This is a genomic window from Microbacterium sp. UBA7513 (genome assembly GCF_002478345.1).
Taxonomy (GTDB): domain Bacteria; phylum Actinomycetota; class Actinomycetes; order Actinomycetales; family Microbacteriaceae; genus Microbacterium.
In genome coordinates this window covers 34086-59846 of the sequence record NZ_DLNJ01000025.1, presented here as the reverse complement: position 1 = coordinate 59846, position 25761 = coordinate 34086, and the positions used below count along the sequence as shown (strand labels likewise).

The 25761-nt window shown below is 69.6% G+C and carries 29 protein-coding genes; 17 read left to right on the top strand and 12 right to left on the bottom strand.

Going from position 1 to position 25761, the window contains the following annotated elements:
- Positions 1-127: 127 nt before the first annotated feature.
- From B2W79_RS14450 to B2W79_RS14445, 3 genes are all read right to left on the bottom strand, one after another.
- Positions 128-313, bottom strand: coding sequence for a hypothetical protein (locus tag B2W79_RS14450; protein ID WP_025104093.1), 186 nt, complete (start codon positions 311-313; stop codon positions 128-130).
- A gap of 32 nt (positions 314-345) precedes the next feature.
- A complete protein-coding gene (locus tag B2W79_RS17670) occupies positions 346-645 on the bottom strand; it encodes a DUF2599 domain-containing protein (RefSeq protein WP_081811583.1) in 300 nt (99 codons plus the stop codon).
- 75 nt (positions 646-720) lie between these two features.
- The gene (locus tag B2W79_RS14445; RefSeq protein WP_292790509.1) at positions 721-1719 is read right to left on the bottom strand and encodes a hypothetical protein; all 999 of its coding nucleotides are present in this window, start codon (positions 1717-1719) and stop codon (positions 721-723) included.
- A 116-nt stretch (positions 1720-1835) separates the two neighbouring features.
- Between B2W79_RS14445 and B2W79_RS14440 the strand changes: the two genes are divergently transcribed.
- On the top strand, positions 1836-2009 hold the full coding sequence (locus B2W79_RS14440) for a hypothetical protein (RefSeq protein ID WP_157544415.1): 174 nt from the start codon (positions 1836-1838) through the stop codon (positions 2007-2009).
- 12 nt (positions 2010-2021) lie between these two features.
- Here the strand turns inward: B2W79_RS14440 and B2W79_RS14435 are convergent, their stop codons facing one another.
- A complete protein-coding gene (locus B2W79_RS14435; RefSeq protein ID WP_292790503.1) occupies positions 2022-2540 on the bottom strand; it encodes a monooxygenase family protein in 519 nt (172 codons plus the stop codon).
- Positions 2541-2610: 70 nt separating this feature from the next.
- On the opposite strand from B2W79_RS14435, the gene B2W79_RS14430 reads away from it, so the two are divergent.
- Both B2W79_RS14430 and B2W79_RS14425 read left to right on the top strand, forming a co-directional pair.
- Positions 2611-3246 (top strand): MerR family transcriptional regulator, encoded by a 636-nt coding sequence (locus tag B2W79_RS14430; protein ID WP_292790500.1) that lies wholly within the window; start codon positions 2611-2613, stop codon positions 3244-3246.
- A 293-nt stretch (positions 3247-3539) separates the two neighbouring features.
- A complete protein-coding gene (locus tag B2W79_RS14425) occupies positions 3540-4874 on the top strand; it encodes a ParB N-terminal domain-containing protein (RefSeq protein WP_292790498.1) in 1335 nt (444 codons plus the stop codon).
- On the opposite strand, the gene B2W79_RS14420 is transcribed toward B2W79_RS14425, so the two are convergent.
- Positions 4829-5068, bottom strand: a complete 240-nt coding sequence (locus B2W79_RS14420) for a hypothetical protein (protein WP_292790495.1) — start codon at positions 5066-5068, stop codon at positions 4829-4831. The two genes, B2W79_RS14425 and B2W79_RS14420, sit on opposite strands and share 46 nt — an antisense overlap.
- A 110-nt stretch (positions 5069-5178) precedes the next feature.
- Here B2W79_RS14420 and B2W79_RS14415 point away from each other — a divergent pair, with 110 nt between their 5' ends.
- The 4 genes from B2W79_RS14415 (at position 5179) to B2W79_RS14400 (ending at position 7712) form a co-directional block, all read left to right on the top strand.
- On the top strand, positions 5179-5793 hold the full coding sequence (locus B2W79_RS14415) for a hypothetical protein (protein ID WP_292790492.1): 615 nt from the start codon (positions 5179-5181) through the stop codon (positions 5791-5793).
- Positions 5794-5903: 110 nt separating this feature from the next.
- Positions 5904-6059, top strand: coding sequence for a hypothetical protein (locus B2W79_RS14410; protein WP_177173782.1), 156 nt, complete (start codon positions 5904-5906; stop codon positions 6057-6059).
- A gap of 14 nt (positions 6060-6073) precedes the next feature.
- Positions 6074-6238: a hypothetical protein gene (locus B2W79_RS14405; protein ID WP_292790489.1), complete on the top strand. Its 165-nt coding sequence runs from the start codon at positions 6074-6076 to the stop codon at positions 6236-6238.
- A 130-nt stretch (positions 6239-6368) separates the two neighbouring features.
- The gene (locus B2W79_RS14400; protein WP_292790486.1) at positions 6369-7712 is read left to right on the top strand and encodes an HNH endonuclease signature motif containing protein; all 1344 of its coding nucleotides are present in this window, start codon (positions 6369-6371) and stop codon (positions 7710-7712) included.
- An 85-nt stretch (positions 7713-7797) separates the two neighbouring features.
- Here B2W79_RS14400 and B2W79_RS14395 read toward each other — a convergent pair whose 3' ends face one another.
- The 3 genes from B2W79_RS14395 to B2W79_RS14385 all read right to left on the bottom strand — a co-directional run bounded on the left by B2W79_RS14395 (position 7798) and on the right by B2W79_RS14385 (position 11785).
- Positions 7798-9399: a glycosyltransferase family 2 protein gene (locus B2W79_RS14395; RefSeq protein WP_292790483.1), complete on the bottom strand. Its 1602-nt coding sequence runs from the start codon at positions 9397-9399 to the stop codon at positions 7798-7800.
- Positions 9400-9526: 127 nt separating this feature from the next.
- Entirely contained in the window at positions 9527-11029 is a 1503-nt protein-coding gene (locus B2W79_RS14390; protein ID WP_292790480.1) for a DUF4127 family protein, read from the bottom strand.
- A 39-nt stretch (positions 11030-11068) separates the two neighbouring features.
- Positions 11069-11785 (bottom strand): GntR family transcriptional regulator, encoded by a 717-nt coding sequence (locus B2W79_RS14385; RefSeq protein ID WP_071327886.1) that lies wholly within the window; start codon positions 11783-11785, stop codon positions 11069-11071.
- A gap of 127 nt (positions 11786-11912) precedes the next feature.
- Between B2W79_RS14385 and B2W79_RS14380 the strand changes: the two genes are divergently transcribed.
- The 8 genes from B2W79_RS14380 (at position 11913) to B2W79_RS14345 (ending at position 21148) form a co-directional block, all read left to right on the top strand.
- Positions 11913-13202: an ABC transporter substrate-binding protein gene (locus B2W79_RS14380; protein ID WP_292790477.1), complete on the top strand. Its 1290-nt coding sequence runs from the start codon at positions 11913-11915 to the stop codon at positions 13200-13202.
- 10 nt (positions 13203-13212) lie between these two features.
- The gene (locus tag B2W79_RS14375; protein ID WP_083391638.1) at positions 13213-14181 is read left to right on the top strand and encodes a carbohydrate ABC transporter permease; all 969 of its coding nucleotides are present in this window, start codon (positions 13213-13215) and stop codon (positions 14179-14181) included.
- Positions 14168-15034, top strand: coding sequence for a carbohydrate ABC transporter permease (locus B2W79_RS14370; protein WP_025104068.1), 867 nt, complete (start codon positions 14168-14170; stop codon positions 15032-15034). The genes B2W79_RS14375 and B2W79_RS14370 overlap by 14 nt, the downstream gene beginning before the upstream one ends.
- Positions 15031-15714, top strand: a complete 684-nt coding sequence (locus tag B2W79_RS14365) for an N-acetylmannosamine-6-phosphate 2-epimerase (RefSeq protein ID WP_292790472.1) — start codon at positions 15031-15033, stop codon at positions 15712-15714. Before B2W79_RS14370 ends, B2W79_RS14365 begins: the two co-directional genes overlap by 4 nt.
- Positions 15711-16622 (top strand): ROK family protein, encoded by a 912-nt coding sequence (locus B2W79_RS14360; RefSeq protein WP_292790469.1) that lies wholly within the window; start codon positions 15711-15713, stop codon positions 16620-16622. The genes B2W79_RS14365 and B2W79_RS14360 overlap by 4 nt, the downstream gene beginning before the upstream one ends.
- 71 nt (positions 16623-16693) lie before the next feature.
- Entirely contained in the window at positions 16694-17317 is a 624-nt protein-coding gene (locus B2W79_RS14355; protein ID WP_071328078.1) for a PadR family transcriptional regulator, read from the top strand.
- A gap of 45 nt (positions 17318-17362) precedes the next feature.
- Positions 17363-19060: an ABC1 kinase family protein gene (locus tag B2W79_RS14350; RefSeq protein WP_292790466.1), complete on the top strand. Its 1698-nt coding sequence runs from the start codon at positions 17363-17365 to the stop codon at positions 19058-19060.
- Positions 19061-19186: 126 nt separating this feature from the next.
- The gene (locus B2W79_RS14345; RefSeq protein WP_071327881.1) at positions 19187-21148 is read left to right on the top strand and encodes a BCCT family transporter; all 1962 of its coding nucleotides are present in this window, start codon (positions 19187-19189) and stop codon (positions 21146-21148) included.
- Between the two features lie 18 nt (positions 21149-21166).
- Here B2W79_RS14345 and B2W79_RS14340 read toward each other — a convergent pair whose 3' ends face one another.
- The 3 genes from B2W79_RS14340 to B2W79_RS14330 form a co-directional block, all read right to left on the bottom strand.
- Positions 21167-22750: an SDR family oxidoreductase gene (locus tag B2W79_RS14340; RefSeq protein ID WP_292790461.1), complete on the bottom strand. Its 1584-nt coding sequence runs from the start codon at positions 22748-22750 to the stop codon at positions 21167-21169.
- Positions 22751-22865: 115 nt separating this feature from the next.
- Entirely contained in the window at positions 22866-23411 is a 546-nt protein-coding gene (locus tag B2W79_RS14335) for a MarR family winged helix-turn-helix transcriptional regulator (protein WP_292790458.1), read from the bottom strand.
- Entirely contained in the window at positions 23408-23644 is a 237-nt protein-coding gene (locus B2W79_RS14330; RefSeq protein WP_071327878.1) for a hypothetical protein, read from the bottom strand. The genes B2W79_RS14335 and B2W79_RS14330 overlap by 4 nt, the downstream gene beginning before the upstream one ends.
- Positions 23645-23774: 130 nt before the next feature.
- Here B2W79_RS14330 and B2W79_RS14325 point away from each other — a divergent pair, with 130 nt between their 5' ends.
- Both B2W79_RS14325 and B2W79_RS14320 read left to right on the top strand, forming a co-directional pair.
- On the top strand, positions 23775-24221 hold the full coding sequence (locus B2W79_RS14325) for a MarR family winged helix-turn-helix transcriptional regulator (protein WP_071327877.1): 447 nt from the start codon (positions 23775-23777) through the stop codon (positions 24219-24221).
- 69 nt (positions 24222-24290) lie between these two features.
- On the top strand, positions 24291-24617 hold the full coding sequence (locus B2W79_RS14320) for a hypothetical protein (RefSeq protein ID WP_071327876.1): 327 nt from the start codon (positions 24291-24293) through the stop codon (positions 24615-24617).
- 168 nt (positions 24618-24785) lie between these two features.
- Here B2W79_RS14320 and B2W79_RS14315 read toward each other — a convergent pair whose 3' ends face one another.
- Positions 24786-25538 (bottom strand): SDR family NAD(P)-dependent oxidoreductase, encoded by a 753-nt coding sequence (locus B2W79_RS14315; RefSeq protein ID WP_062633228.1) that lies wholly within the window; start codon positions 25536-25538, stop codon positions 24786-24788.
- Between the last annotated feature and the right edge of the window lie 223 nt (positions 25539-25761).

Sequence of the window (25761 nt, the reverse complement as noted above, 5' to 3'; positions counted from 1 at the left end):
AACTCGCGGGTCCGGGACTACACGGCTGCGCTCGGGATGCGTGGAATCAACGAGCGGTGTGCGGGTATGGGCGACCCGCCACCCTGATGGGTAGCGGGGCCGATCGAGCAGAGCTGTAGACCCTTGGTCACTCCTTTCGGAGGAGGATGCTTCCGAAGCCGACGAGCATGAGGCATGCGCCGAGCAGGCCAGTCAGAGCAGCAGGTGCGAGGTTGCCAGTCGTGTGCTCCGCGTCTGAAATGTAGCCCTCAGCAATCGCCATGACGATGGCGAGGACGATGACGCCAGCGCCGACGAATCCTATGCTGACCATCGCTCGTCTCGTTGGTTGCTTCACAATCGCTCCTACGGGTTGCATCCTGCCGTTAAGACGTCGCTGTACCTTACGTCAGGCCGCCAAGCGTCGAGGTTCCATGACCGGCGCGGGCGAGCGGCTGTCCGGCATCGTCGCGCTCTCTGACAGGAGCCCCGGCCGTGGCTCACGGTGTGGGCCCGGGCGGAGAGGTATGACGGCGCGCGTTGCGATATCGCTTCATCATCGCGCCGAACCACACAGCGGCGCCCGCCGCCGCAGTCGCTTCGAGCGCCGGAGCGAGCTGGGGCACGGAGTTCGCTCCCACGAGCACCGCAAGGAACCAGCCCCATACGCACAGGGTCGCGATGAGATGGCTTCGAGGGCGTGTGATCGTTGAGAACCACGTGGGCTTCATCGTCTGTTCCTCACCGGCAAGGTCCGCCGCGGTAGGTATCGACCCACCAGACGAGACCGGGGACGACATAGGGCTGGGTCGCCGTCACCTGCACACACTTCTTCGGTCGGGACTTCTCAGCGATGCCGGCGTTCCACACCAGTGATCCCGCGGCGAGGAGGCAGACGGGTGCCATGGTCCCGCACGCGAGCCCTCCGAGTGCGCCAAGGCCTTTGTCATAGATGATGGCCGTCTCCGCTCGGTTGAATCGCATGCGGTACTGGAAGAAGTTGGGGCGGTCGAACGTCGGGTCCGCGACGATCGGGTACGCGTAGTCGCCGCCGCGGTGCTCGACGACCTGGATCAGAGCCGATCCGGATGACTCGTATCGTGTCGGCACGTTGACGCCGGCGGCATCCCGCGCCCATGGCACCGCGACGTCGGCGATGATCTTCTCGACAAGGGACGTCGCGCCCGTGTCCGGGTCGGTGACCTCTTCGGCCATATAGGCGATCGCACTACCGTCCTGCTGGACCTCGACCGACACCCCTCCGCCGAAGTCGTACTCGAAGCGCTCGGTCTGCGAGGCATCGCTAATGATCGCGCTCGCGCGAATCTCCTCCTCGCCGGCGATGACGTTGATCGATGGCGTGTTCGCGTCGCCGAGATAGGTCACTGACCCGTCCTCTCCGACGGTCGCGTCATCAAGGTGGCCAGCGCCGGGAAGCGACACGGACATCGTTTCCTCACCGTCGGGCAAGAGGACGGAGATCCCGTCGTCCGGTGCCGCGGCAATCGTGGCCTTTCCGCCGCCGTCGAGGGTGGCCACGATCTGCTCGGAACTCTCGGTCGTTTGGGCAGCGGTGATGGGCACGGGCGCGACCTCCGTGACCAGCGCGACGATCTCCTCGGTCGCGAGGTCGGTTCCGTCCGCACCGGTATCCGCGGAGGCGGCCGGGACGGTTGCGAGGGATGATGAGCCGACGATCGCAGCGGTGAGCAGGCTGGCGAGTCTGAGGTGTTTGCGCACGTTCTCTCCGATCAGATCAATTGCCCGCCTGTGACCAATTGAAGACCTCATACGACGACGTATGCAATATATTCGAGGGGCCTGCCCAGGAGCATGCGGAGCGCTAGGATCCAGGCATGGACGCGTCGTTCTTCAGCTGGACCGGGTTCGCCATCACCGCAGCGGTCGCGGTCGTGATCCTCGTGCTCGCGTTCCTGCTCGTGCGCGCGGTGGCGCGAGTGATCGCGCGTCGCCGGAGCCGTGGCCGGGGGCGCATGCCATCCGCACCTCGCCGTCCGTCCGGACGTTGAGCGCGACCTGCCTCACGCCGTTGGGTCGTGCGCGGGCGCTGCCGCGGGGGCCGCCGTCCGCCCATCCGTGAATCGCGCCTGCGCACGGTGGTGGCGTCGCGGTACGGGAACGTGCTCCGTCGCGGCTGCGAGGCCCATGCGCTTCGTCGAGACGTACACGCTCTCGGCGGTGTCGACGAGGAACGTCTCGTGCCACACGCCGACCGCTCCCGGAGCCTTGCGGGCGGCGCGGTTGAAGGCGGTCCACGCCGGACGATGCTGCTGGTCCGGGTTCGACGCATAGGCGTAGAGCTTGTCGACGGACGACCAGAACTGCACGACGTAGGGCCCGCCCGATCCGAGGAGGAGCTGGTAGCCGAGCAGGCCCGAGTCGGGTTCGGTGCTGAGCTCGCGGAGCATACGCGGCATGGCCACGAACGCAGGCAGCCACAGGTCGGGGCGCCACCACCGGTTGATCTGCATCCCGATGTGGAACACGACGAGCTCGCCCTCGTGGTGGTGGGTCATGCGGCCCGTGACGGCTTTCGACATGGCGACTCCTCAACTAGATAGCGATGCTATCCATAATGGATAGCGCTACTATCGAAGTCAAGAGGTGGCCATGAGGATTTCCGAACTGTCAGCGCAGACCGGCGTGACCGTGCCGACGATCAAGTACTACCTGCGCGAGGGCCTGCTGCCCGAGGGAGAGCGCACCTCCGCGACGCAGGCCGTCTATGGCGAGAAGCACGTGGAGCGGCTGCGCGTCATCCGAGCACTGCTCGACGCGGGCGTGAGCATTGCCGAGACGCGACGGGTGGTCGCGGCGCTGGATGATCCGCCCTCGAACCCACACGAGCTGCTGGGGACCGCGCACGCCGCGATCACCCCGCCGGCCGATGACTCGTTGGACCTCGCCGGCGCCGAGGCGCTCGCCACCCGGCTCGGGTGGAAGCCGGGGATGTGTGACCCGGCGGTGCTGCATGCGGTCGCGCGAGCGTTGCAGGGGCTGGAGCGCGTCGGGTTCACGGTTCCGGAGGCGGCGATGACGGAGTACCTCGCAAGTGCACGGCGGATAGCGGATGCGGAGATCGCGGGGGTGCCGGAGGAGTCTGCGGAGGCGGCCGTGCGGTACGTGGTGCTGGGGTCGGTGTTGGTGGAGCCGTTGTTGCTGGCGTTGCGGCGGGTGGCGCAGCAGGTGAGTTCGGGGGAGCGGTTTGGGGTTCGCGTGCCAAATCAAGAAGCTCGCTTGCTGTAGCTACGTTCGTGGAAAGGTGCTCGAAGAGTTACGCATCGAAGAGCGCTATCCAACGAGACACTGCCGTGTCGCTCCGGCGGGATTCTGAGCTCAAGGCGCTTCGGTCAGAAAGGCCATCGAGCAGAGACAACGCACGAGTGCGCAGGGTGAGGGGCTTAGGCGTGAAGACCGGAGGTGTTCGCCGGTTCGCGCTAGATGTGGCGAGTCGGGGAGAGCGCGCGTCCAGCCTGCGCTCGCTTGGACCGCTACTACCCGGCCGGCCGGTACGCTGCTACACATCGTCAGGCAGAAGGATGCTAGGCGCCATCCTGGACCTGAGCCACGAACACCTCCTGAATGCGGTGGCGTCGCTCCTCTACGTCGTCGCCGAGTTGACGGTCGAGCGCGCCCTCAAGGCCTCGGCTGTGGCCCTGCTTGTTCACCCTCTCGGCGCGTGTTCGGACGGAGGTATGAGAGGAGATGGCGACGCGTCTCTGTACTTTGGTGTGATGCGCGCCTCGGCTCCCACCCTCCCGCTGCACGACCTCGCGCTACTCCTTCCTGAGATTCCCGCGGAAGAGTTCGAGGCACTGTCGCGGAGCATCGCCGAGAACGGCCAGTACGTGCCTGCGACGTCCTGGGTCGCTGCCGATGGGGTCGAGTACCTCATCGACGGTCGCCATCGCGCACGCGCGTGCGAGCGGTTGGGAATCCCTCTCGTGGTGGAGAAGCTCGCAGGTGACGAAGCTGCGGCGCGAGCGTTCGTGCTCGCCAACAACGTCACTCGGCGCCATCTCTCCACAAGTCAGCGGGCGGCCGTCGCCGCGGCTCTGGCGACGCGAACCACCGGCCAGCAAGGCAATGCTGCAGGCCTCGGCATGACCCAGGACGCCGCGGCGCGTGCGGCAGGCGTGAGCGTCCGGCTGGTGCGTGCGGCGCGGACCTTCCTCGCCGATGCCGAGCTCACCCGCGAGGTTCTCGATGGGAACCTGACCGTCACGGAAGCCAGCCGGCGCGCCCGACGTGACCGTGCGGGCGTAACGGCAGCACGATTGGAGACCATCCGCACGTCAGCGACGGATGAGTGGCTCACACCAGCGTGGCTCATCGGCCGCGTGGAGTCGGTACTGGGGCAGATCGACGGAGACGTGGCGGCCGAACCGGGGCGGAGTGTTCCCGCCCGGTGGCATCTGACGGCCGAGGATGATGCGCTCTCGGTCGCCTCGTGGGCCAATCCGCCGACAGCCTCGACGCTAGGGCCTACGGACGGAGCGAATGATGATGTCTCTCCGTCGCGACTCTGGATGAACCCGCCCTGGGCGAAAGCGTCCCACTTCGTCCGGCGGCTTCTGCGTGAGGTCGATGCCGGTCGTGTCGAACGGGCCGTCGTTCTCTTGCCCGCCCGTCTCGGCGCCGAGTATGTGGCGAATCTCACCGAACGCGGGTATCCCCGGGTCGAGCTGACGGGCCGCCTGCGGTTCGAGCCCGGGAGAGGCGCCGCACCGACGGCGCGGGGAGAGGCGCCGTTCGCGAGCATGCTTATCGGGGTGGGTATCGATGCGGATGCCATGCACGCGGCGTTCCATGACGTGGGAGTGGTTGTTCAGGCGGTCCGGCCTCGACGGGGCGAGGGCATCGCTGGCGGCTGATAGCCGGGGAGAGCTTCCTTCGCGATCTCGCAGAGCAGCTTCAGGATGTCGAGGCCGAGTGGAATGCAGCTCTCCAGCGTGCGTCCGGAAGGTGACGTGAGTTCAAGAAGCCCGATGCCGATGTCGAACAGCAGCTCAGCATGCGGGGCGACGAAGGTGATGATGTGGTGGAAGCGGAACCATGTGGTCGACATGCCACCCATATGCGCGGTGGGCTCCGGGCGGGTGTCCTCTCCGTTGTTGGAGGGCCCGCCGCCGCACTCGATGCGGCTGAAAGCAGCACCCCCTGCGAGATATCGCTCCGATGCAAGCCGTCCGCGCCATCGTCGCTAGCCTCGAAACGGGCGGCTACGAAATCGGAGGAGTGTTCAGCATGCAGTGGGGTTGGAATCCGGACTCGTTCGCGGCGATGATGACGGTGCTCGCGTCAGTGGCCGCATTCTTCGCGGGCTGGGCCGCTTGGCGCGCGTACAGGCTGGAGCGGGCCCGCGAGGATCGCGCGTCAGCGGCGATGAAACGTCAGCAGGCTGAGATGGTCTCGGCGTGGACCGTGGTCCGCCGGAACGAGGATGGTGAGAACTACGTCGAACTGCGGGTTCAGAACCTCGGGTCCGCGCCGGTGTACGAGGTGACGCTCGGCATACAGCTCGGCAGCGTCTGCTCTTACGCGGCGAAGACGCGAGTGGTTCCGCCGAGCGGGCGGAACCCGATGGAGGTCCGGCTCACCGAGCGGGGGCTCGAGCGCTGGCTCACCTGGGCAAAGGGTCCCGCGCGGAAGCTCGCGCCGTATGTGGAGCTCACGTTCTGCGACTCGGCGGGAGCGTGGTGGTTCCGCGATACGCGAGGCGCCCTGGTCGAGATCGAATCCGGAAAGAGCTATCTCTACGACGAGTCGAAGACGAGAGTGCTCACGCCGTAGGCGTCGTCACCCTGTGAGCTTTCCGTCCCACCCCCACGTCCCTCAGGATGAACGCGACCGCCCGCTAGGAGCCGCGCACATCGACGCTCGCCCCGTCCGCCTCCCCGGACATGGCATCCACCGCACTTCCCGGGGCCGTGGTCATCGCCGCGATCCGCCGCGTCCTCCTCTGGTGGCTGGTCACCGCGTTCCTCTACCCCGTGTTCATGACGGTGCTGCTCGCGCTCGGTCGCGTGATGAGGTGGCCGGCGAGCGCGCGGCGCTGAGGACACTGGAGTGGATGCTGCGCGGAGTCGGACTGTCCGTCGTGGTCGCGGTCGTCGTCTCGCACGTGTGGTTCGCGTTGATCCCGATCGATCAGTTCACCGGCGACTCCTGGGCCGTCTTCAGTCCGTTTCCGTTCGGCTCGATCGACGTCGAGACGACATCGACGGCGACCTCCTGACCGCTTACGCCCAGGTGACCGGGCGTGGGCAGTCCCGGTGCGGGCGCGAGGGCCTTTGCCACCCCGCGGAATGCCGGCATTCATTAGAACAAATCTTCGAAAGTCGAGCCTCTCGGAGATATAATGAAGCATGTCGAAAATGTCCGGGTTGCGCGAGGCGATGGATCGCCTCGACGAGGCGTGGGGCGCCGCGGACGAGGCGACAGAGCTCTCCCGCGCGCAACTCGTCGACGTCGTCGACGCGATCGGGCGTCTGCAGCGCCGGCTCGACGCGATGCACGTCGACGTGGCCGCCGGCATCGCTCGGGAGTCGCGCGCGGAGCTCAGGGCCGACAGCCTGGCCAAGCAGCGCGGGTATCGCACGGCGGCGAAGCTCATCGCCGCGGTGACGGGCATCTCGGCGGGAGAGGCTCAGCGCTTGGTGAAGGTGGGAGAGGCGACGTCACCGCGGAGCGATCTGCTCGGAGCGCCGCTGCCCGCGCGGTACCCGCTCCTCCGGGAAGCGCTCGCGTCAGGTGCCCTCGGTGCGCCGGCGGCGGCACTCCTCGTCGCCCTTCTGGATCGCTGCCGCGTGGCCGCCGGGATGGAGCGCATCACCGAGGCGGAGCGCGTGCTGACCGGTGCAGCCGAGGGCCTTGAGCTCGATGCAGTGCGCAAGCTCGTTCTCCGCGCCGAAGCGTGGCTCGACCCCGACGGCGTGGCGCCACGGGCGGAGGAGCAGCGCGCTCGGCGCGGACTGCGCATCTTCGAACGGGACGGCATGGTGCACCTGCACGCGCAGCTCGATGCCGAGACCGCGGCGCCGGTCGTCACCGCGATCCGGGGGCACGTGTCCGCCGTCTTCGCGGCCCGCCTCGACGCCTCGGACGCCGGTGCGCCGGACGCGGATCGGCGGACTGTCGCGATGATCCAGGCCGATGCGCTGGCCCTCTTCTGCGGGCATGTGCTCGGGTGCGAGGGCGATCGCGTGCCGCTCGCCGGGGCGACGGTGGTCGTGCGCGTGTCCCTCGAGGACCTGCAGGCCGGCACCGGGTCGGCGACGATCGACGGGCTCGACCAGGTGATCGACATCGGCGCTGCGCGGCGGATGGCGGCCAGCGGCGGCGTCATCCCCTGCGTCCTCGGCGGGGCGAGCGAGGTCCTCGACTGGGGTCGCGAGAAGCGCCTCTTCACGCGAGCCCAACGCCTGGCGCTGGTCGAGCGGGACGGCGGGTGCGCGATGTGCGGGCTTCCCCCGGGGATGACGAAGGCTCACCACCTCCGTTGGTGGCAGCGCGACCGAGGTCCGACCGATCTCGCGAACGGGATCCTGCTCTGCGAGACCTGCCATCACCGCATCCACGACAACGGGTGGGAGATCGTCATCGAGGGTTCCGGTGTGGCCGGCCGGCCGTGGTTCCTTCCGCCGCGGTGGGTCGACCCGCGGCGCACGCCGCGGCTGGGCGGACGGGCGCGCTTCGATGTCGCGGCGTGAGTGGGTAGCGGCTGCTCGCGATGCCGGGCGTCGGGGTCTCGGGCGAACGGCGCCCGAAGGGGGAGGGGTGCGCTGCGCTCGCCTGTCAGCGGCGAAGTCGGGAGCGGACGCGGCGGGCGGCACGCGCCAGGGCGTCGCGCCACGCGCCGCCCGGCCACTCGCGGCGCAGCCGGAGACTGCCGTCCTCGTTACGCACGAGTTCGACCCGCCGGCCCGCGAGGAGCGGCGACCTGCCGAGGTGTGCCGTCACGTCGGGAGCCGCTGTCAGCGGAGCGGTGAACATCCAGCCGGCGTAGCGTACGGCGACGGTGAGGTCGGCTTCGCGCGCACCGTCCTCACGGAACACCTTCATCGGGTCCACGGCGATCGGCACCGCGTCGAGGCGCTTCGGTCGGCGCCCGCCGACCTTGCGCTCCGAACCCGCGGTGGACTCCGCGGCCTGGCCCGGCTCCGGGGTGTCCTGCGCGACCACGTCGACCCGGTCGGCGCGACGCTCCTTGCGGGCGTTCAGGCGGCCAGGCGGAAGATCCTCCGTCGTCGACAGTGGGAGGGACACCAGCCGGTCGGCGGAACCGACGGTCTCGAACACGAACGCCTCCTTGCCGTCCCGGAGCAGACGGACGCGCACCGTGAGCTGCAGGCCGCCGCGCGACCAGCGCGCCGCGGTCACGGTGGCGGTGCAGGTCGTCTCCGCTTCGAAGGCGGCGAAGGCGAGAAGGTCATCTCGGCGATCGGCGCGCAGCAGAGCGGCGCGGATGCGCTGCGGGAACGACAGCCCCGCGTCCACGCCGGGTCCGAAGCGGCGCTGCGCAAGCGGCACCACCACGTCCAGGAGGCGGTCGCGGTACTCCGCCGGATACTTCACCATCCGTCGCCCGGCGATCCGGTTGAGGATCTTGCCGCGGAACCAGTGCCGGAGCAGTCGATCCCGCACCTTCCCCGGTTCGGTGTTCGCCTCGACCACGTCGAGCACGGTCTCCAGATGCGGGAAGTACGACTCCGGCTCGATGCGGGCCGAGCTCGCGCTCCCCGGCTCCTTCACCCATGCGTAGCAGGGCTCGCTCGCCAGGACCGAGATCGTGTCGGCGGCGAAGTACGCCTGCATCACGAAGAGATGGTCTTCGAGTCGCACCTTCCCGTCGGGGAAGCGGATGCCGTTCTCCCGCAGGAACGCCGTCCGGAACATCTTGTGCGGCGTCAGCATCTCCAGGATCGGGTCTTCCCCGAGCACGGCGTGCGGGATGTCGCGCTGGAAGATCTTGGCGGGCAGCTTGCGTCCGATGCCCACCTCTTTGCCGGCCACGACATCGGATCCGTGCTGATCCGCATAGTCGCACAGCCGCTCCAGTGCCCGCGGGTAGAGCCAGTCGTCCTGATCGACGAACTGCACGTACGTCCCCCTGGCCTCTTCGACGCCTCGGTTGCGCGGAGTGCCCGGCCATCCGGAGTGCGGCAGCGAGAGCACGCGAACATGGGGGCGATCCTTCGCGATGCTCTCGAGCCGCGCGGCCGTCTCCTCCCCGGAGCCGTCGTCGCAGAGCAGGACCTCGAAGGATCCCGCGGGCAGTGTCTGCGCGTCGAGAGATGCGATCAGGTCGTCGAACGAGGCCTTCGGCCGGAACACCGGCACCACCACGCTCACCCGCACGCGGCCGCCGGCCGCCTCGTCCCCGGTCGCACTGCTCATGGACGTCGTCCCCCTGTGATCATGGCTGGCCCGAATCTCCCCCGCCGGAGGTTCCAGCCAACCATCCCTTCCTGTGGAGCGCGCCAGGCTCGCGGTGGTCCCGGGTGTATGCCGACGCCGCGGAGGATCAGTGCAGGGTGAGGCCGATCTCGAACGAGCGCCGCCAGGGGAGGGTCAGCTCCGCGATCCGCACGTCATCGGCGGGCAGCATCGACTCCAGCAGGGCCGTGAGCTCCGCACGGATGACGCGCTCCGCCGTCGCGACCTGCGCATCCTCGGCCATCGGGTAGATGTCGGGGAAGAGGGAGGGGCCCGCATCGGTGCGCACCACGGCCTGGTAGGCGAAATCGTCGAGCAGCCGCGTGAGCAGGGCGATCCGCGCGGCGCGCTCGTCGAAGGAGCCGGTGGCCCGGCCCACCACTCCGGCGGCGGCCACCGCGACGACGCTGCCGAGCGTGTTCCCGGCGGTGTTCCACCCGCCGAAGGCCTCCAGGCGCCCGAGCAGTCCGGCCTCGGACAGCGCGCGCACGAGCGCCTCATCCGCGCCGTTCGGGTAGCGCACGTCGGCCAGGGCCACATGCTCCCCGGCGTCCAGACGCTCCCGCACGAGCGCGACCGTCCCCGCGACGGCCTCCGCGTCGACGACCTCCGGGCGCCCGCGGAACATGTCGTGCCGGTCGGGGTCCGGGGCGTGCAGCACGAGGGTGACATCGCCTCCCGCGGCGACCTCCTCGGCGCCTGCCGCGCGGATCTGCCGGCTCGCCGACGCCGCGAGCGACATGTTCTCGTAGGGCGGGATGCGCTCCATGCCGGCGGCGTCCGCGCAGGCGACCGAGAACGAGGCGGTCACCCCGGCGTTCGCCGCGAGGGCCCGGGCGACCAGCGCCGCGCCCACTTCGTCCGCCCCCGGGTACATCAGCACCTGGCGGCCCGACGGCAGCATCCGCATCCAGTGCCGGAGCCATACCTGCTCTGCACTGCCCGCCGCGAAGGGCGCGGTGTCATCGGCGGTGATCGCCAGGAAGTCGAGGGTCTCATCCTCCACGAGGCCGAGCGTGGAGAGGTTCACGATGTGGTTGCGCAGCCGCCGCGACGAGTAGTCGGAGACCACATCGGCCGGCACCGGGGTCAGTTCGTCGAGCGGCAGCACCTCGGTCTCGCCGAGCAGCCGGTGCGCGTCGCCGCCGAGCGCGTGGATCTCCTTGCCGTGCTCCGTCCAATAGGTCGGCTCCTCGGCCGCGGAGTAGGAGTTGCTCGCCCGGGTCACCAGCGACACCGCCGAGATCGGCAGGTCGGGACGCATCCGCCGCACCTCGCGCAGCACGTCCAGGCGCGCCAGCACGTCGCGGGTGGTGTCGTGACTCGTGCGGCTCGCGATGAGTCCCCCGTAGAGCAGCATGTCCACCGACACCACCAGGTGCACCGTGGCCGGGTCCGCGGCACGCTCGCGCAGCCAGGCACCCAGCCCGTCGGCGTCGCCCGTGGTCCGGTAGGAGGGGAGGATCGCGGCAGGCGGAACGTCGAGGGTCACCCCGGCAACGGCCGCGACGTCTCCCGGGAGCTTGACGTTCACTGGGCGGTCGTCGAGGGGCAGCAGCGCGATGCGCGGGCGGAGGATCGGGTCGGACACGAGGAGCCTTTCGTCGGTGAAGGGGTCGCAGATCGGGGATCAGGGGCGGGCGATGGAGACGAGATACGAGTAGCGGTCGCCGCGGTACACCGACTCGGCGTACTCGATCGGACGGCTGCGGGCGTCGTAGGTCGTGCGCTTCACGAGGAAGGCGGGGGAGAACGGCGGCGTCTGCAGCGCGGCAGCCTGCTCCTCGTCGAGGACGACCGCGTGGATCTCCTGGTCGGCGCGCACGGCGGTGATGCCGAAACGGGTGCGCAGGTCGTCGTAGAGCGAGTCGCCCTCGATGCCGTCCTCCAGGCCCGGCACCGCGTCGGCCGCGATCGAGCACACCTCCAGGCAGATCGGGATGTCGTCGGCGGTCCGCACCCGGCGGATCCGGACGACGGGCGACTGCGGGCTGAGGTTCAAGGCGTATCCTGCGGTCTGCCCGGCCGCCGCGGTGCCGACGTCGACGGAGAGGGAGCCTGGTCTCATGTTCCGGGCGAGCATGTCCTCCGAGAACGAGGTCAGCTCGAACGCCTTGCTGATCCGCGAGGCGCTCACGAAGGTGCCCGCCCCCTGAAGCCGGTACACGAGGCCGTCCCGTTCGAGCTCGTCGAGGGCGCGACGCACCGTCTGCCGGTTCACCTCGAGCGACTCCGCGAGCTCGCGCTCCGTGGGCAGCTTCTCGTGGGGTGCGAGCCCCTGGTCGATGACCTCCTCCAGATGCCGCCTCACGCGTTCGTGCTTCGTGACGCCCTCGATCGCCGCCATGGTTCCCCCTCGTTTGGACTAACCCAATCTTGACGATCACGCGGGATTGTGTCAATGTCTCCTCTCAGCGGTTCTTAATTGGTCTATTCCAATCCTTTGCACGGTCAACGATGAGCGGAGAATCCCCATGCACGTGAAGCACAACATGCGCCGACGCGTCCTGGTCGCCGGGGCGGTGGGCACGGCGACGATCGTCGCCCTGAGCGGCTGCGCCGGCGGCGGCGGTGACGCGGACGGCCCCACCGAGATCACGTTCTCGTACCTGTGGGGAGGGGAGGAGGCGAAGGCGCTGGAGGCGATCATCGCCGACTTCAACGCCAGCCAGGACGACATCGTCGTCACGGGTGTCTCCAGCCCCGACACCCAGAAGCAGCTCACGTCGATGTCGTCGTCGAACGGTTCCTTCGACATCTCCGACAACTTCGGCAACACCGTCGGCGCCTGGGCTTCGAAGGGCATCCTCGCACCGCTCGACGAGGCGATCGCCGCCGAGGACATCGATGTCGACGACTTCGTCCCCAGCGCCATGGAGCAGATGACCTACGACGGCAAGGTCTACTCGCTGCCGATCGCCATCCACAGCTTCCAGCTGCTCTACAACCCGCAGCTCCTGGAGGAGGCCGGGGTCACCCCGCCGACCACGATGGACGAGCTCGCCGCCGCCATCCCGAAGCTCACCAAGAAGGACGCGTCGGGCAAGATCACGCAGCTCGGACTCGGCTCGGCGAACGACAGCACCACCCTCACGACCCTCGGCTACGCGTTCGGCGGGAGCTGGGACGGCGACGACGGCCCGACCCCCGCGGAAGACGGGAACATCGAGGCCCTGCAGTGGTATCAGGACAACGTGATCGAGCCGGTCGGTGCCGACGCCATGGCCACGTTCGTGTCCGGTCAGGGCGAGTACCTCTCCGCGCAGGACCCCTTCTTCAGCGGCCAGGTCGCCATGATCATCGACGGCGAGTGGCGGTCGGCCAGCGCCGCCAAGATCGCCCCCGACTTCGAGTGGGGTGTGACCGCGATCCCCGCCGCCTCACCCGACCTGGAGAACAGCACGCAGGTCACCGCGAGCACCCTCTTCATCCCCGCGAACTCGAAGCACAAGGAGGAGGCGGCCACCTTCCTCGCCTACCTCGTGAGCGACGAGCCCATGGAGAAGTTCGCCGTCGCCCTCGGCAACCTCCCCGGCCGCTCCTCTCTCGCCGGCAGCGCCGCGTTCGACGAGCTGCAGGACTTCGGTGTCTGGGCGGAGGCCGCGTCCTCCCCGAACGCGAAGTCCCTGGCGAGCCGTCCGTACAGCGCCGAGTACGCGACCGACCTCGCGACCGCGTTCGACGAGGTCGTGCGACTGACCGCCACCCCGGAGGAGGCGATCGCGACCGTCGAGGAGCGCATGGCCTCCTACGCCTCGAAGTGAGCCGGTCCTCGTGACCACGGCAACAGCACCCCGGGTCCGGCAGGAGAACGCTCCTGCCGGACCCGGCGCTCCCGTCCGGCGGCGCCGCAGCCGCCGGACCACGCTGATCGGCCTGGCCTTCGCGTCGCCGTTCATCGTCGGCTTCCTGTTCCTGTTCGCCTATCCGATCGCGGCGTCGGCGTACTACAGCTTCACGGACTTCAACCTGTTCCAGGCGCCGGAGTGGGTGGGGCTGGACAACTACACCCAGATGTTCGCCGACGGGGTCTTCTGGAAGTCCCTCGCCAACACAGCCGTGCTCACGGTGTTCGGCGTGCCGCTCGCGATCGGCATCGCGCTCGCCGGCGCGCACCTGCTGAACACCCCCGTGCGGGGCCAGCCGCTCTATCGCGCGCTCGTGTATCTCCCGTCGATCGTGCCGGTCGTCGTCGGCGGCTACCTGTGGCGCTGGCTGCTGAACGCCCAGTACGGCTTCATCAACCACTTCCTGTCGTGGTTCGGCATCGAGGGGCCGGCCTGGCTGCAGCAGCCGGAGTGGACGAAGCCCGCCATCATCCTCATGTCGCTGTGGACCGTCGGCGGCACCATGATCATCTACCTCGCCGCCCTGCAGGAGGTGCCGAAGGAGCTGTACGAGGCAGCCGAGCTCGACGGCGCGGGGGCCTGGCGTCGCTTCACGAACGTCACCTGGCCCACGGTCTCCCCGGTCACCCTGTTCCAGGTGATCGTGAGCATCATCGGGTTCCTGCAGATCTTCACGCAGCCCTACATCCTGTCGCAGGAGCGCCTCAACCAGGCGGGCTCGGGGCCGGGGCAGTCGATGCTCTCCTACGCGATGTACCTGTACCAGAACGCGTTCGTGTTCCTGAAGATGGGCTACGCCTCCGCCATGGCGTGGACGCTGTTCATCATCACGCTCGCCGTGAGCCTCATCGTGCTCGCGACCTCGAGGAAGTGGGTCCACGATGGTGCACGCTGACATCTCCGCACCGGTGCGCCGGCCCCGCCGCACCCGGCGCACGCTCCGCCGCGTCCGGCAGCAGATCGCGGTGACGCTGCTCGCGCTGCTGTTCCTGTTCCCGCTGCTGGTGATGCTGTCGACCGCGTTCAAGACACCAGGCGACGTCTTCTCCTCCCCGCCCACCCTGCTTCCCGCGGAGTGGACCACGGCCAACTTCGCCGAGGCGTTCGCGCAGATCCCGGTGTGGCGCTACCTCGCCAACACGCTCTTCGTCTCGGGCATGAGCATCCTCGGCACGGTCATCTCCTGCCCCCTCGTCGCCTACGCGCTGGCGAAGGTGAAGTGGCGCGGTGCCCGTCCGCTCCTGATCCTCGTGCTCGCCACGATGATGCTGCCGCCGCAGGTCACGCTGATCCCGCTGTTCCTCGTGTGGAACGGGCTGGAGGCGACGAACACCTACCTCCCGCTCATCGTCCCCGCGTTCCTGGGCACGCCGTTCTTCATCTTCATGATCCGGCAGTTCCTCCTCGCGGTGCCGGACGAGCTCATCGAGGCCGCCCGTCTGGACGGTGCCTCCGAGTTCCGCACCTACGCGACGATCGTGCTCCCGCTGGCGCGTCCGGCCATCGTGACCGCCGCGATCTTCCAGTTCGTCTGGGCGTGGACCGACTTCCTCAATCCCCTCATCTACCTCAACGACCAGTCCACGTACACGCTGTCGATCGGTCTGTACGCCTTCTTCGGGGAGAACGACGTGGCCTGGGGGCCCCTCATGGCTGCGTGCGTGATGTTCACCCTCCCGGCCGTGGCGATCTTCCTCCTCGGACAGAAGTTCTTCATCGGCGGTGCCAGTGCAGGAGCCCTCAAGTGACCCATGAATCCCTCGCCCTCCTCCGCGGCCGGCTCGTCGCCTCGGTCCAGGCCTCCGCTGGTGCCCCCGCGAGAGACACCCACGTCATCGGCGCGCTCGCCGAGTCGGCGCTGCTCGGCGGCGCGAGCGGCCTGCGGCTGAACGGGCCGGAGGACATCCGTCGGGTGCGACCGGTGACCGATGCGCCGATCATCGGGCTTCACAAGGTCTGGAACGGCGTCCGCAACGTCATCACCCCGGAACGCGCGCTCGCCGCGGGGCTGGCAGAGGCCGGGGCCGACATCATCGCGGTGGACGCCACGACGGAGCAGCTCGGCACGGACTTCCGGCTCATCGGGGAGGTCGCCGCGGCGACGGGGCGACCGGTGATGGCCGACGTGTCGACGGTCGCGGAGGGCGAGCGCGCCTGGGCGGCGGGGGCGGCGGTCGTCGGCACGACCCTGTCCGGCTACACCCCGCATTCGCCGCGTCAGGACGACCCTGACCTCGACCTCGTGGCCGCGCTCGTCGCCGCGGGGATCCCGACCATCGCCGAGGGGCGCTACCAGACCCCTGCGCAGGTGCGCGCGGCCTTCGACGCCGGGGCCTTCGCGGTCGTCGTCGGCGGAGCGATCACCGACCCGATCGCCCTCACGCGTCGGTTCGTCGCGGCGACGCCGGCCGCCCGGGAGCGGGTGTGATCGTCGGGGTCGACATCGGCGGCACGAAGATCGCCGTCGCCGGGTTCCGTGCGGAGCCGGGCGGGGCGCGCCGTCGCGCCACCGCCGTGCACACCCTGCCGACGCCGGCCCGGGAGGGTGGCGAGGCCATCGTGCGGGCGGTCGTCGAGGCGATCGATGCGATCCGCGGCGGGGAGCGGCTCGCGGCGGTCGGCGTGGGCACCGCGGGCGTGGTCGATCAGGACGGCGGCATCACCTCCGCGACCGATGCGATCAGCGGCTGGGCGGGCTTCCCGCTGCGTGCGGCGCTCGTCCGAGCCCTCGATGCCCCGGTGGCGGTCGTCAACGACGTGCACGCGGCGGCGGTCGCGGAGGCCACGGCAGGGGCGGGTCGGGGAGCGCGCGGTCTGCTGATGGTCACAGTCGGCACCGGTATCGGGGGAGCCGTCGTCCTGCCGGACGGTCTCCGCGCGGGTGTGACCGGCACGGCGGGATCGGTCGGGCACACCGAGCTCTCCCTCCCTCCGGAGCTGGCCGGGCGTCGCTGCGGCTGCGGAGGGGTCGGGCACGTCGAGGCCGTGGCCTCCGGTCCGGCATTGGAGCAGACGTACCGCGAGCGCACCGGCGTGGCGCGCACATTGCGGGAGGTGGACGCGGCCGCTCGTGCCGGGGATGCGGTCGCCGAGGAGGTGATCGCGGAGGGTGCGGCGTTCCTCGGCCGCTCGCTCGCCGGGGCGCAGGCGCTCCTGGACGTGGAGGTCGTCGCCGTCGGCGGCGGCGTGGCGGCCATCGGGGAGCGGTATCTCGCCGGGGTCGCCCGCGCCTACCGCGCGGCGGCGATGCCGGGGCCGTCGACAGCCAGGGTGCGATCCGCGGAGCTCGGGGTCGATGCGACCGTCACCGGGGCCGCGGTGCTGGCACCGGTCTGAGTCCGGGTTCCCACCCCGCATTCAGCGTTAACGATATATCGTTGAGTATCGTTCACGACTGGGAGGTCATCATGAACAACGCATTCCCCTCCACCCCGTTCGGCGGCAGCGGCAACGGCAGCAACGGCGGCGACTTCGCCGGCGGCCTCGGCAACCTCTTCGGCGGCTCGCAGGGTCCGGCCGGAGCGCTGTTCGAGGCGATGGACCAGCTCCGCAAGTCGTTCGAGTCGCGTCCGTCCGGCGGGTCCCGGATGGCCCGCGGCGACGTGCGCGCCGCCGTCCTCTCGCTCCTCGCCGAGCGACCGATGCACGGCTACCAGATCATCAACGAGATCGCCGAGCGCAGCGGCGGCACCTGGAAGCCGAGCGCCGGCTCCGTCTACCCGACGCTCCAGCTCCTCGCCGACGAGGGCCTGATCGAGGCCGAGGAGCAGAACGGCCGCAAGACCTACGCCCTCACCGAGGCCGGCCGGGCCGTCGCCGCGGAGAGCACCGAGACCCCGCCGTGGGTGCCGTCCTCCGACAAGGACCGCAGCCGCGACGCCCGGTACAGCGCTCTGCCCAAGGCCGGGGTCGACCTTGCCGCCGCGGCCGCGCAGGTCGGGCGCAGCGGCTCGCCGGAGCAGGTGCAGCAGGCCATCGAGGTGCTCGACGAGGCCCGCCGTAGGCTGTACACGATCCTCGCTCAGGACTGACCGCGTCGTGCGGTCTCCGGCGCGGAACGGCGGAAGGATGACGCGATGACGGCAGCGGCGGCACAGGGTCCTCACCGAGCCCGGTACCGCCGCATCCTGTCGTTCGCGAGCCGTGAGTTCCTCAAGATCTGGTGGTTCGAGCTCGTCCTTCCGCGGTTCGGGCTGTCGTCCGTCGCGGATCGCACGCGCGCCCGCCGCATGCAGCGGTTCGCGCGCCGATTCCACACGCTCGCGATCGAGCTCGGCGGCCTCATGATCAAGGTCGGGCAGTTCATGTCCTCGCGCCTCGATGTGCTCCCGCCGGAGATCACGGCCGAGCTGGAGGGGCTGCAGGACGAGGTTCCCGCCGTGCCCACCCCGCAGATCCGGGCGCTCGCGGAGGCCGAACTGGGCATGCCGCTCGAGCGTGTGTACACCTGGTTCGACGACACCCCCGTCGCGGCCGCCTCCCTCGGCCAGGTGCACCGTGCCCGCCTCTCCGCGCTCGACGCGGAGGACACCGGGCTCGACGAGGTCGTGGTCAAGGTGCAGCGCCCGGGCATCGACGAGATCGTCGCCGTCGACCTCGCCGCCCTCCGCCGGGTCGCGCGATGGCTCACGCGGGTCCGGATCGTGGCCGACCGCGTGGACGCCCCCGCCCTCGTGGAGGAGTTCGCCGTCACGAGCCTCGAGGAGATCGATTACCTCCACGAAGCCCGCAGTGCCGAGCGGTTCCGCGAGAACTTCGCCGACGACCCGCGCGTGGCCGCTCCGGAGATCGTCTGGGAGCGCACGACCCGCCGGGTGCTCACGCTGTCCGACGTGACGGCGATCAAGATCAACGACACCGCGGCGCTCCGGGCGGCGGGCATCGACCCCTCCGCGGTCGCCGATGCCTTCGCCGAGGTCATGTTCGACCAGGTCTTCACGCACCGGTTCGTGCACGCCGACCCGCACCCCGGCAACATCTTCGTCACGCCCGTCCCTTCGACAGGCTCAGGGACCCCGGGGGGCTTCCGTCTGACGTTCATCGACTTCGGCATGATGGCCGAGGTCTCCGACAACCTCCGGCAGGGACTGCGGACCCTCCTCATCGCGGTGACAGCGCGGGACAGCCGCGGCCTCGTCCGCGCTGCGAAGGAGATCGGCGTGCTGCTCCCCACGGCCGACACGGGCGAGCTGGAGCGGGCGCTGACCGCCCTCTTCGCGCGCTTCGGCGGGATGGGGTTCGCGGAACTGAGCCGGGTCGACCCGCGGGAGTTCACCGACTTCGCCGAGGAGTTCGGCGACATGGTGCGGCGGCTTCCGCTGCAGCTCCCCGAGGACATGCTGCTCCTCATCCGGGCCGTGTCCCTCACGTCCGGCATGTGCAGCAGCCTCGATCCCGCGTTCAACGTGTGGGACGCGGCCGAGCCGTATGCCGCGCGGCTGCTCCGCGACGAGTCCGGCACCCTCATGCAGGACATGGCGCAGCAGGCGATGGCGAACGCGGCCACGACCTGGCGGCTCCCGAAGCGCATCGACGACATCATCACCCGCGTCGACGACGGCAACGTCTCCTTCGACACCTCGCGTCTGGAGCGCCGCCTCGACCGGCTGGAGGGCATCGCACGGCGGATCGCCTCCGGCGTGCTGTTCGCCGCGATGCTCATCGGCGGGGCGCTGCTCGTCGGTCCGCTCCCGCCGCTGGGCATCACCCTGCTGTGGGTCTCGGTGCTCCCGCTCCTCGGTGCCCTCTTCCTGGGCCGCCGCCGCCCCCGCTGACCCCCGCCAGGCCCCGCCCGGCGGCCCCGCCGGAACAGGCGAACGCGCGGAATCAGGCGCTCCTGCGCGGGAGCGCCTGATCTGCCGCGTTCGCCTGAGCCCGCGCAGGTGGAAAGATGGTCTCTCATGGACACGCCTGACGAGAAGCCCACCGAACGCTCCGCAGGATCCCCGACCCGTCCGCGCACCGACGCCGTCGTGACCGGGACGCACCGCCAAGCCGCGAAGGCCTCCGAGACGGCGCGCAAGATCGTCCGCGACATCACGACGGTCCCGCCGCGCAGCGTGCACCCGGCGCTGGTTCCCGGGGTGTCGGTCGAGGAGACGGGACGCACCTACCGCACCGATCCGCTCGTCTTCGGCGTCGCCGCCGCCTTCGCCCTCGCCTTCATCGCGTGGGGCGTGTTCGCGGGGGACAACCTCGCCGGCACCACGAGCACGGTCCTCGCCTGGGTGGTCGAGTACTTCGGCTTCTTCTTCACGACGATCGCCACGATCATCCTCGTATTCATGCTGTTCGTCGGCTTCAGCAAGTACGGGCGCATCCCGCTCGGCCGCGACGACGAGGAGCCCGAGTTCTCGATGTTCTCGTGGATCTCCATGCTCTTCGCGGCGGGCATGGGCATCGGCCTGGTGTTCTGGGGCGCCGCCGAGCCGCTGACGTTCTTCGAGAACCCGCCACCGGGCACCGTCGAGGCGAACACCCTCGAGGCCATGCACACGGCGCAGGCCCAGGTGCTCTACCACTGGGGTCCGCAGGCCTGGGCGTTCTACGCGCTCGTCGGTGGCGCCATCGCCTACGGCGCCTACCGCCGCGGGCGCACGCCGCTGATCTCCTCGATCTTCGCCCCGCTGCTCGGCGAGAACCGCACGACGGGCCCGGTCGGCCGCACGATCGACATCTTCTCCATCATCGTGACGCTGTTCGGCACGGCCGCCTCCCTCGGTCTCGGGGCGCTGCAGATCGGCCACGGTGTCGAGCTCGTCAGCGGCATCGGCCCGCTCGGCAACGGCATCCTCATCGCGGTGATCGCGGTGCTCACGGCGTGCTTCATCGCCTCCGCTGTCTCCGGCGTCTCCAAGGGCATCCGGGCGCTGTCGAACATCAACGCCGTCGTCGCGATCCTGCTCGCGTTCTTCGTGTTCTTCGTCGGTCCGACGCTGCTGATCCTCAATGTGATCCCGTCGGTCGCCGTGCAGTTCCTCGGCGATCTGCCGACCATGATCGGCCGCTCCGCATCGCAGGGCGAGGCCGCGCAGGCCTTCCTGTCGAGCTGGACGATCTTCTACTGGGCGTGGTGGATCTCCTGGTCGCCGTTCGTCGGCATGTTCATCGCGAAGATCTCCCGCGGACGCACCCTCCGTCAGTTCGTGTCGGTCGTCATCGTGGTGCCGTCCGCCATCTCGCTCGTGTGGTTCGCGATCTTCGGGACCACGGCGATCCAGCAGCAGATGGACGGCGCAGGGCTCACCGTCGACCCGCCGGAGGAGGTGCTGTTCGGGGTGTTGGAGAACCTGCCGTTCCCGCTCATCACCAGCATCGTCCTCATCCTCCTCATCGCGATCTTCTTCATCACGGGCGCCGACTCGGCCTCGCTCGTCATGGGCACGCTGTCCCAGCAGGGCCGCCCGGAGCCGTCCCGCTGGGTCGCGGTGGTCTGGGGTGTGCTGGTCGGTGTGATCGCGGCGGTGCTGCTCGTCAGCGGCGCCGAGGGCAGCGGACTGCAGTCGCTGCAGAACGCCACGATCATCGCGGCGCTGCCGTTCGCGATCATCATGACGTTCATGATGATCGCGTTCATGAAGGACCTGCGACGCGATCCGCTGATCCTGCGCGACCGCTACGCCCGGGCCGCCGTCCGCCACAGCGTCATGGCCGGGCTCGAGGAGTACGGCGACGACTTCGCCCTCGTGCCCGTCGAGTACGACCACTCGGAGGACGACCTCGCCTGGATCGACGAGGACACTGTCGATGACACCCTCGCCGAGGTGTACGAGGCCGCGACCGAGGCGATCGACATCATCCCGCCGGCCGAGGTGGACGCCGCCGTCGATGCCGCGATGGACGCCCCTGCCGACAAGGACTGAACGCGAGAGCTCAGGCGCTCACGCCGGGTCAGGCACTCCCTCACGGAGGACGCCTGAAGCGGCGTGGTCGCCTGTCTCGGCGGCCGCGGTGATCCGGGCGGCCATGCCGGAGAAGATGAGCCCGTGGAAGGGCAGCACGGCGAGCCAGTACAGCCGGCCGAGGAGCCCGCGGGGGAAGAACACGGCACGCTGCTCGTAGCGGGCACCGTCGCCTTCGGGCACCGCGCGCAGTTCCAGCCACGCCTCGCCCGGCACCTTCATCTCGGCGCGGAGCCGCAGCAGATGGCCGTCCTCGGTCTGATCGACCGCCTCGACGCGCCAGAAGTCGATCGCATCCCCGACCCGGGCGGCGGTGCGGCTGCGGCGTCCGCGGCGGAGCCCCACGCCGCCGACCACGCGGTCCATGAGTCCCCGGACCGCCCAGAGCAGCGGCGACGAGTACCACCCGTTTTCGCCGCCGATCCCGAGGATGACGCGCCACAGCTCCGCGACGGACGCGCGGGTCGCGACGGAGCGCTTGTCCGTGAACACGGTGCGTCCGGCCCAGTCCGGGTCGCTCGGCAGCGGGTCGCTCGGGGCGCCGGTCACCTCGGCGTCCTGCCAGCTCGTCTCCACGGCGTCCGCGTCCACCCGGCCGAGGGCCAGCGCCACGGAGCGGCGATACGGCGTGAGTCCGCCCTCGGGCCGCGGGATGAGCGCGTCGACGGCGTGGTCCTTCATGATGCACTCGTTCTGCAGCGAGGCGACGAGGGGCCGGGCGATGGAGCGCGGCACCGGCGTCACGAGGTTCACCCAGTGCGAGGCGAGCTCTGGGGTCAGCACCGGAAGGGCCGCGATGGCGCGCTGCCGCAGTCCGGCCTCCACCGCGTACCCGTTCATCATCTGGCCGTAGCGCAGCACGTCCGGGCCGCCGATGTCGACCGCGCGATTCACCCGGTCGTCGACCCGTGCCGCACCGAGCAGGTAGTGCAGCACGTCGCGCACGGCGATGGGCTGGATGCGGTTGCGCACCCACTTCGGCGCCGGCATGTAGGGCAGCACATCGGTGAGGTGTCGGATCATCTCGAAGGACGCCGACCCGGAGCCGATCACCACGCCCGCCTGCAGGACGAGGGTGGGTACCCCGGACTCCAGGAAGATCTCGCCGACGTGGACCCGGGAGCGCAGGTGCGGGGAGAGCTTCACGTCGTCTGGATGCAGGCCGCCGAGATACACGATCCGCCGCACCCCGGCCCGGGCGGCCGCGGTGGCGACGGTGGTCGCCGCGCGCTCGTCGCTCTCCTCGAAACCCTTGCCGGCCGACATGGAGTGGATGAGGTAGTACACGACATCGACCTCGTCCATCGCGGAGGCCACGGCGTGCTCGTCGTCGGCGGACCCCTCGACGATCTCGCACTCCTCGCCCCAGCCGAAGGAGGCGGCGCGGACGGCGTCCCGCGCGAGGACCCGGACCCGGTAGCCGGCGTTCAGCAGACGCGGGGTCAGACGGCCGCCGATGTATCCGGTGGCGCCGAGCACGAGGGCGCGGGGCGCGGAGCCGTCGTCGCGGGGGACCGCCCGCAGGGCGTCTTCGCGACCGGTGGGCTGGGTGAGCTCGCTCATGCTCCGAGCGTAGATCCCGGGGCCGACATGCGGTACGGGCTTGCGCCCCGGAGCGTCGCCGTCACGACATGGTCGCGGGCTTCCTGGACACGCGTCGTCCGCGGAAAGCGTCGGACTAGGCCGGCTCGTCCACGAGGTCGGCGCCACCGTGCACGGCGTCCGCCTCGGCGGCCTCCTGGATCGCGGCGGTCATCCCGACGAGGAACCGCATGACGACCACACGCTCCTCATCGGAGAGGTCGTCCACGAGGGAGAGCATCCGACGGTGCATCGCACCGAGTGTCGCGCGCACCTCGTCGTCGCTGCTGACAGTGGGCACGACGATCCCGGCGCGGCGGTCGGTCGGGTGCGGTTCGCGGCGGGCGTGCCCGCCCTTCTCCAGCCGGTCGATGAGCGTGGTCGTCGACGCGGTGGAGATGTCGAGCATGCGCGCCAGATCGATGGGCCGCACGATGCGCCCGGCCTTCTGCTCGCGCAACAGGAACCGGAGGGCGACGAGGTCGGTCTCGTTCATCCCCATGGACGCGCGCGTGCGGGCGCGCATCGCCGTCTCGGCGCTGCGGTACCGCCGCAGCATGTTGAGCACGTCGACCGTGGTGGCGCGCTCGCTGTCGGGGTACCAGTACCCGGAGGCGTGGAACTCGCCGGTGCTGTCGGTCACGCGACCTCTCCTTCGTCGCTGGAACCGGCCTCCCGCTCGAGCATCTCCATCGCGCCGGTCTCGACCTCGGCTGGGACGATGCGCAGAAGCCCGCCCGTGATCGCATCGGTCTCGGCGCCGATGATCTGCTCGATCCGTCGTCGCGGGACGGAGGGGAACAGTTCCTCCAGACGTGCGAGCAGATCGGCGTAGCGGATGTACGACGCCTCCTCGAGACTCAGTGGCTCGGGCATGGCATCCTTTCGGGGGCAGGGTTTCCATCATCGCACCTCCGGAAGTCCCTGGTCGCACCCGATATCGCTAGACAGCCTTACTGTCAGGTTGTCGAGGTACCATGGGGGTTCGGGGAAGGAGGAACTCTGCATGGGAAACACGAGCACCGACGTCACGACCTCAGCGCTCGCGCGCGATGTCGATGACTTCCGTCGCGCCGACGCGCAGTTGAACCGCCGTCTCGCCGCACGGCGCGAACCCAACGATACCGACCGTGCGGCGATGCACTTCATCAGCACCGCGCCCGTCGAGAAGCCCGTCACTCCCCGTGAACTCGCCACCTACCTCGGCATCAGCACGGCCGCCGTCACGAGCGTCGTGCGACGGATGTCCGAGCGTGGGCAGATCGTCGTCGCGCCGCACCCCCTGGATGCGCGGTCCAAGGTCCTCCGGCCGTCCCTTCGCGATCTGCACGGACAGGGCGACGAGCTGGCGCAGCGCGTGGCCGCCATCGAAGGCGAGTTCACCGCAGAGGAGGCGACCGTGATCTCCCGCTTCCTGCGCCGCCTGACCGACGAACTCGGCGATCTCCCCTGATCGATTTGATTTAACTAGTTAAACTAGTAAACTATCCTCGTCCAGCTTTTCTGCCACGAGGAGAAGATCATGGGAACCCTCACTTACGCGAACCTCGCCGAGCCGATCGAGATCGACGACGAGCTGCTCGCCCACCTTCGCGCGGCCACCGTCACCAAGTTGCGTCGCAACGAGCCGTTCGCGCTCACGGTACAGACGGGCGCCGACCGCACCGAGACGCTGTGGATCCACGCGTCCATCCCGATCCGCTTCGTCGTCGAGACACCGGTCACCCTCCAGCGGCCGCTGCTGGCCCGTCTCATGCAGGCCGCGGGTTCGACCGGCGGGCTCGACCTCACCGACCCCGAGCTCGCGCTCGATGCGGTATCGCGCGAACTGCACGCGCTGTCCGCCTGATCACGGAGGGGTGCAGACCTGCCTCACCGCCTCGGGATCCTCTTCAAGGGCTCTCGGATTCCCGGACGGTGACGGCTACGGCGAGAACGGAGCGGGGGCTCTCGATCGCCGACCGCGGCATCCGGCCGCCGGGATTCGGGTTCCCGGCAGCCGGATGCCGTTTCTTCGTCAGAGGGCGGTGTAACCGCCGTCGACCAGGTGGTAGCTGCCGGTGATGAAGCTCGCGGCGTCGCTCGCGAGGAACACCACGAGGTTCGCGACCTCCTCGGCCTGGCCGAGGCGCCCGATCGGGTGCTTCGACACGAGGAAGTCCTTCGCCTCGTCGCCCATGTTCGCCAGCAGCGGGGTGTCGATGAAGCCGGGGCCGACCGAGTTCACGCGGACGCCCTGCGCCGAGTACTCGAGGGCGGCGGTCTTCGTCATGCCGACGACGCCGTGCTTGGCGGTGACGTAGGCGGGGGAGCCTGCGAAGCCGACGCTGCCGAGGATCGAGGCGATGTTCACGACCGAGCCGCCGCCGTTGGCGAGGATCGACGGGATCTGCGCCTTCATGTTGCGGAACACGGCGTTGAGGTTGATGGCGATCACCTTGTCCCACGCGTCTTCCTCGTAGTCCGCGGTGGGTGCCGTCGCGCCGCCGATGCCGGCGTTGTTGACGCCGATGCGGAGCGGAGCGAGCGAGTTGGCGAGCTCGACCGACGAGGCGATCCAGGCCGGGTCCGTCGCGTCGCCGACCGACGCCTCCGCGGTGCCGCCGGCGGCGCGGATCTCCTCGACGACCGCGTTCGCGTGCTCCGCGTTCAGGTCGTTCACCACCACCGCCGCGCCGTTCTGCGCCAGCAGCAGGGCGACCGCGCGGCCGATGCCGCTGCCCGCTCCCGTCACGATCGCCGAGCGGTTCGAGACGTCGTACTGAGCCACTTTCGGGCTCCTTCCCGGGCGGGCGCGGTGCCGGGAGATCTTCTCGGACGGTCCGTCCTTCCCTCCAGCCTACGCCCGGAATACCGGTGTGGATTCATGTGAATGGAGATGCTCGGCCGCCTGGCTACGCTGTGGGAACCGTCTGCCGCGGGAGGACCGATTCCGGCGGGACGAATCCCGAGGAGGCGACCAGTGCACCCGCTTGCAGATGATTCGGAAGGCT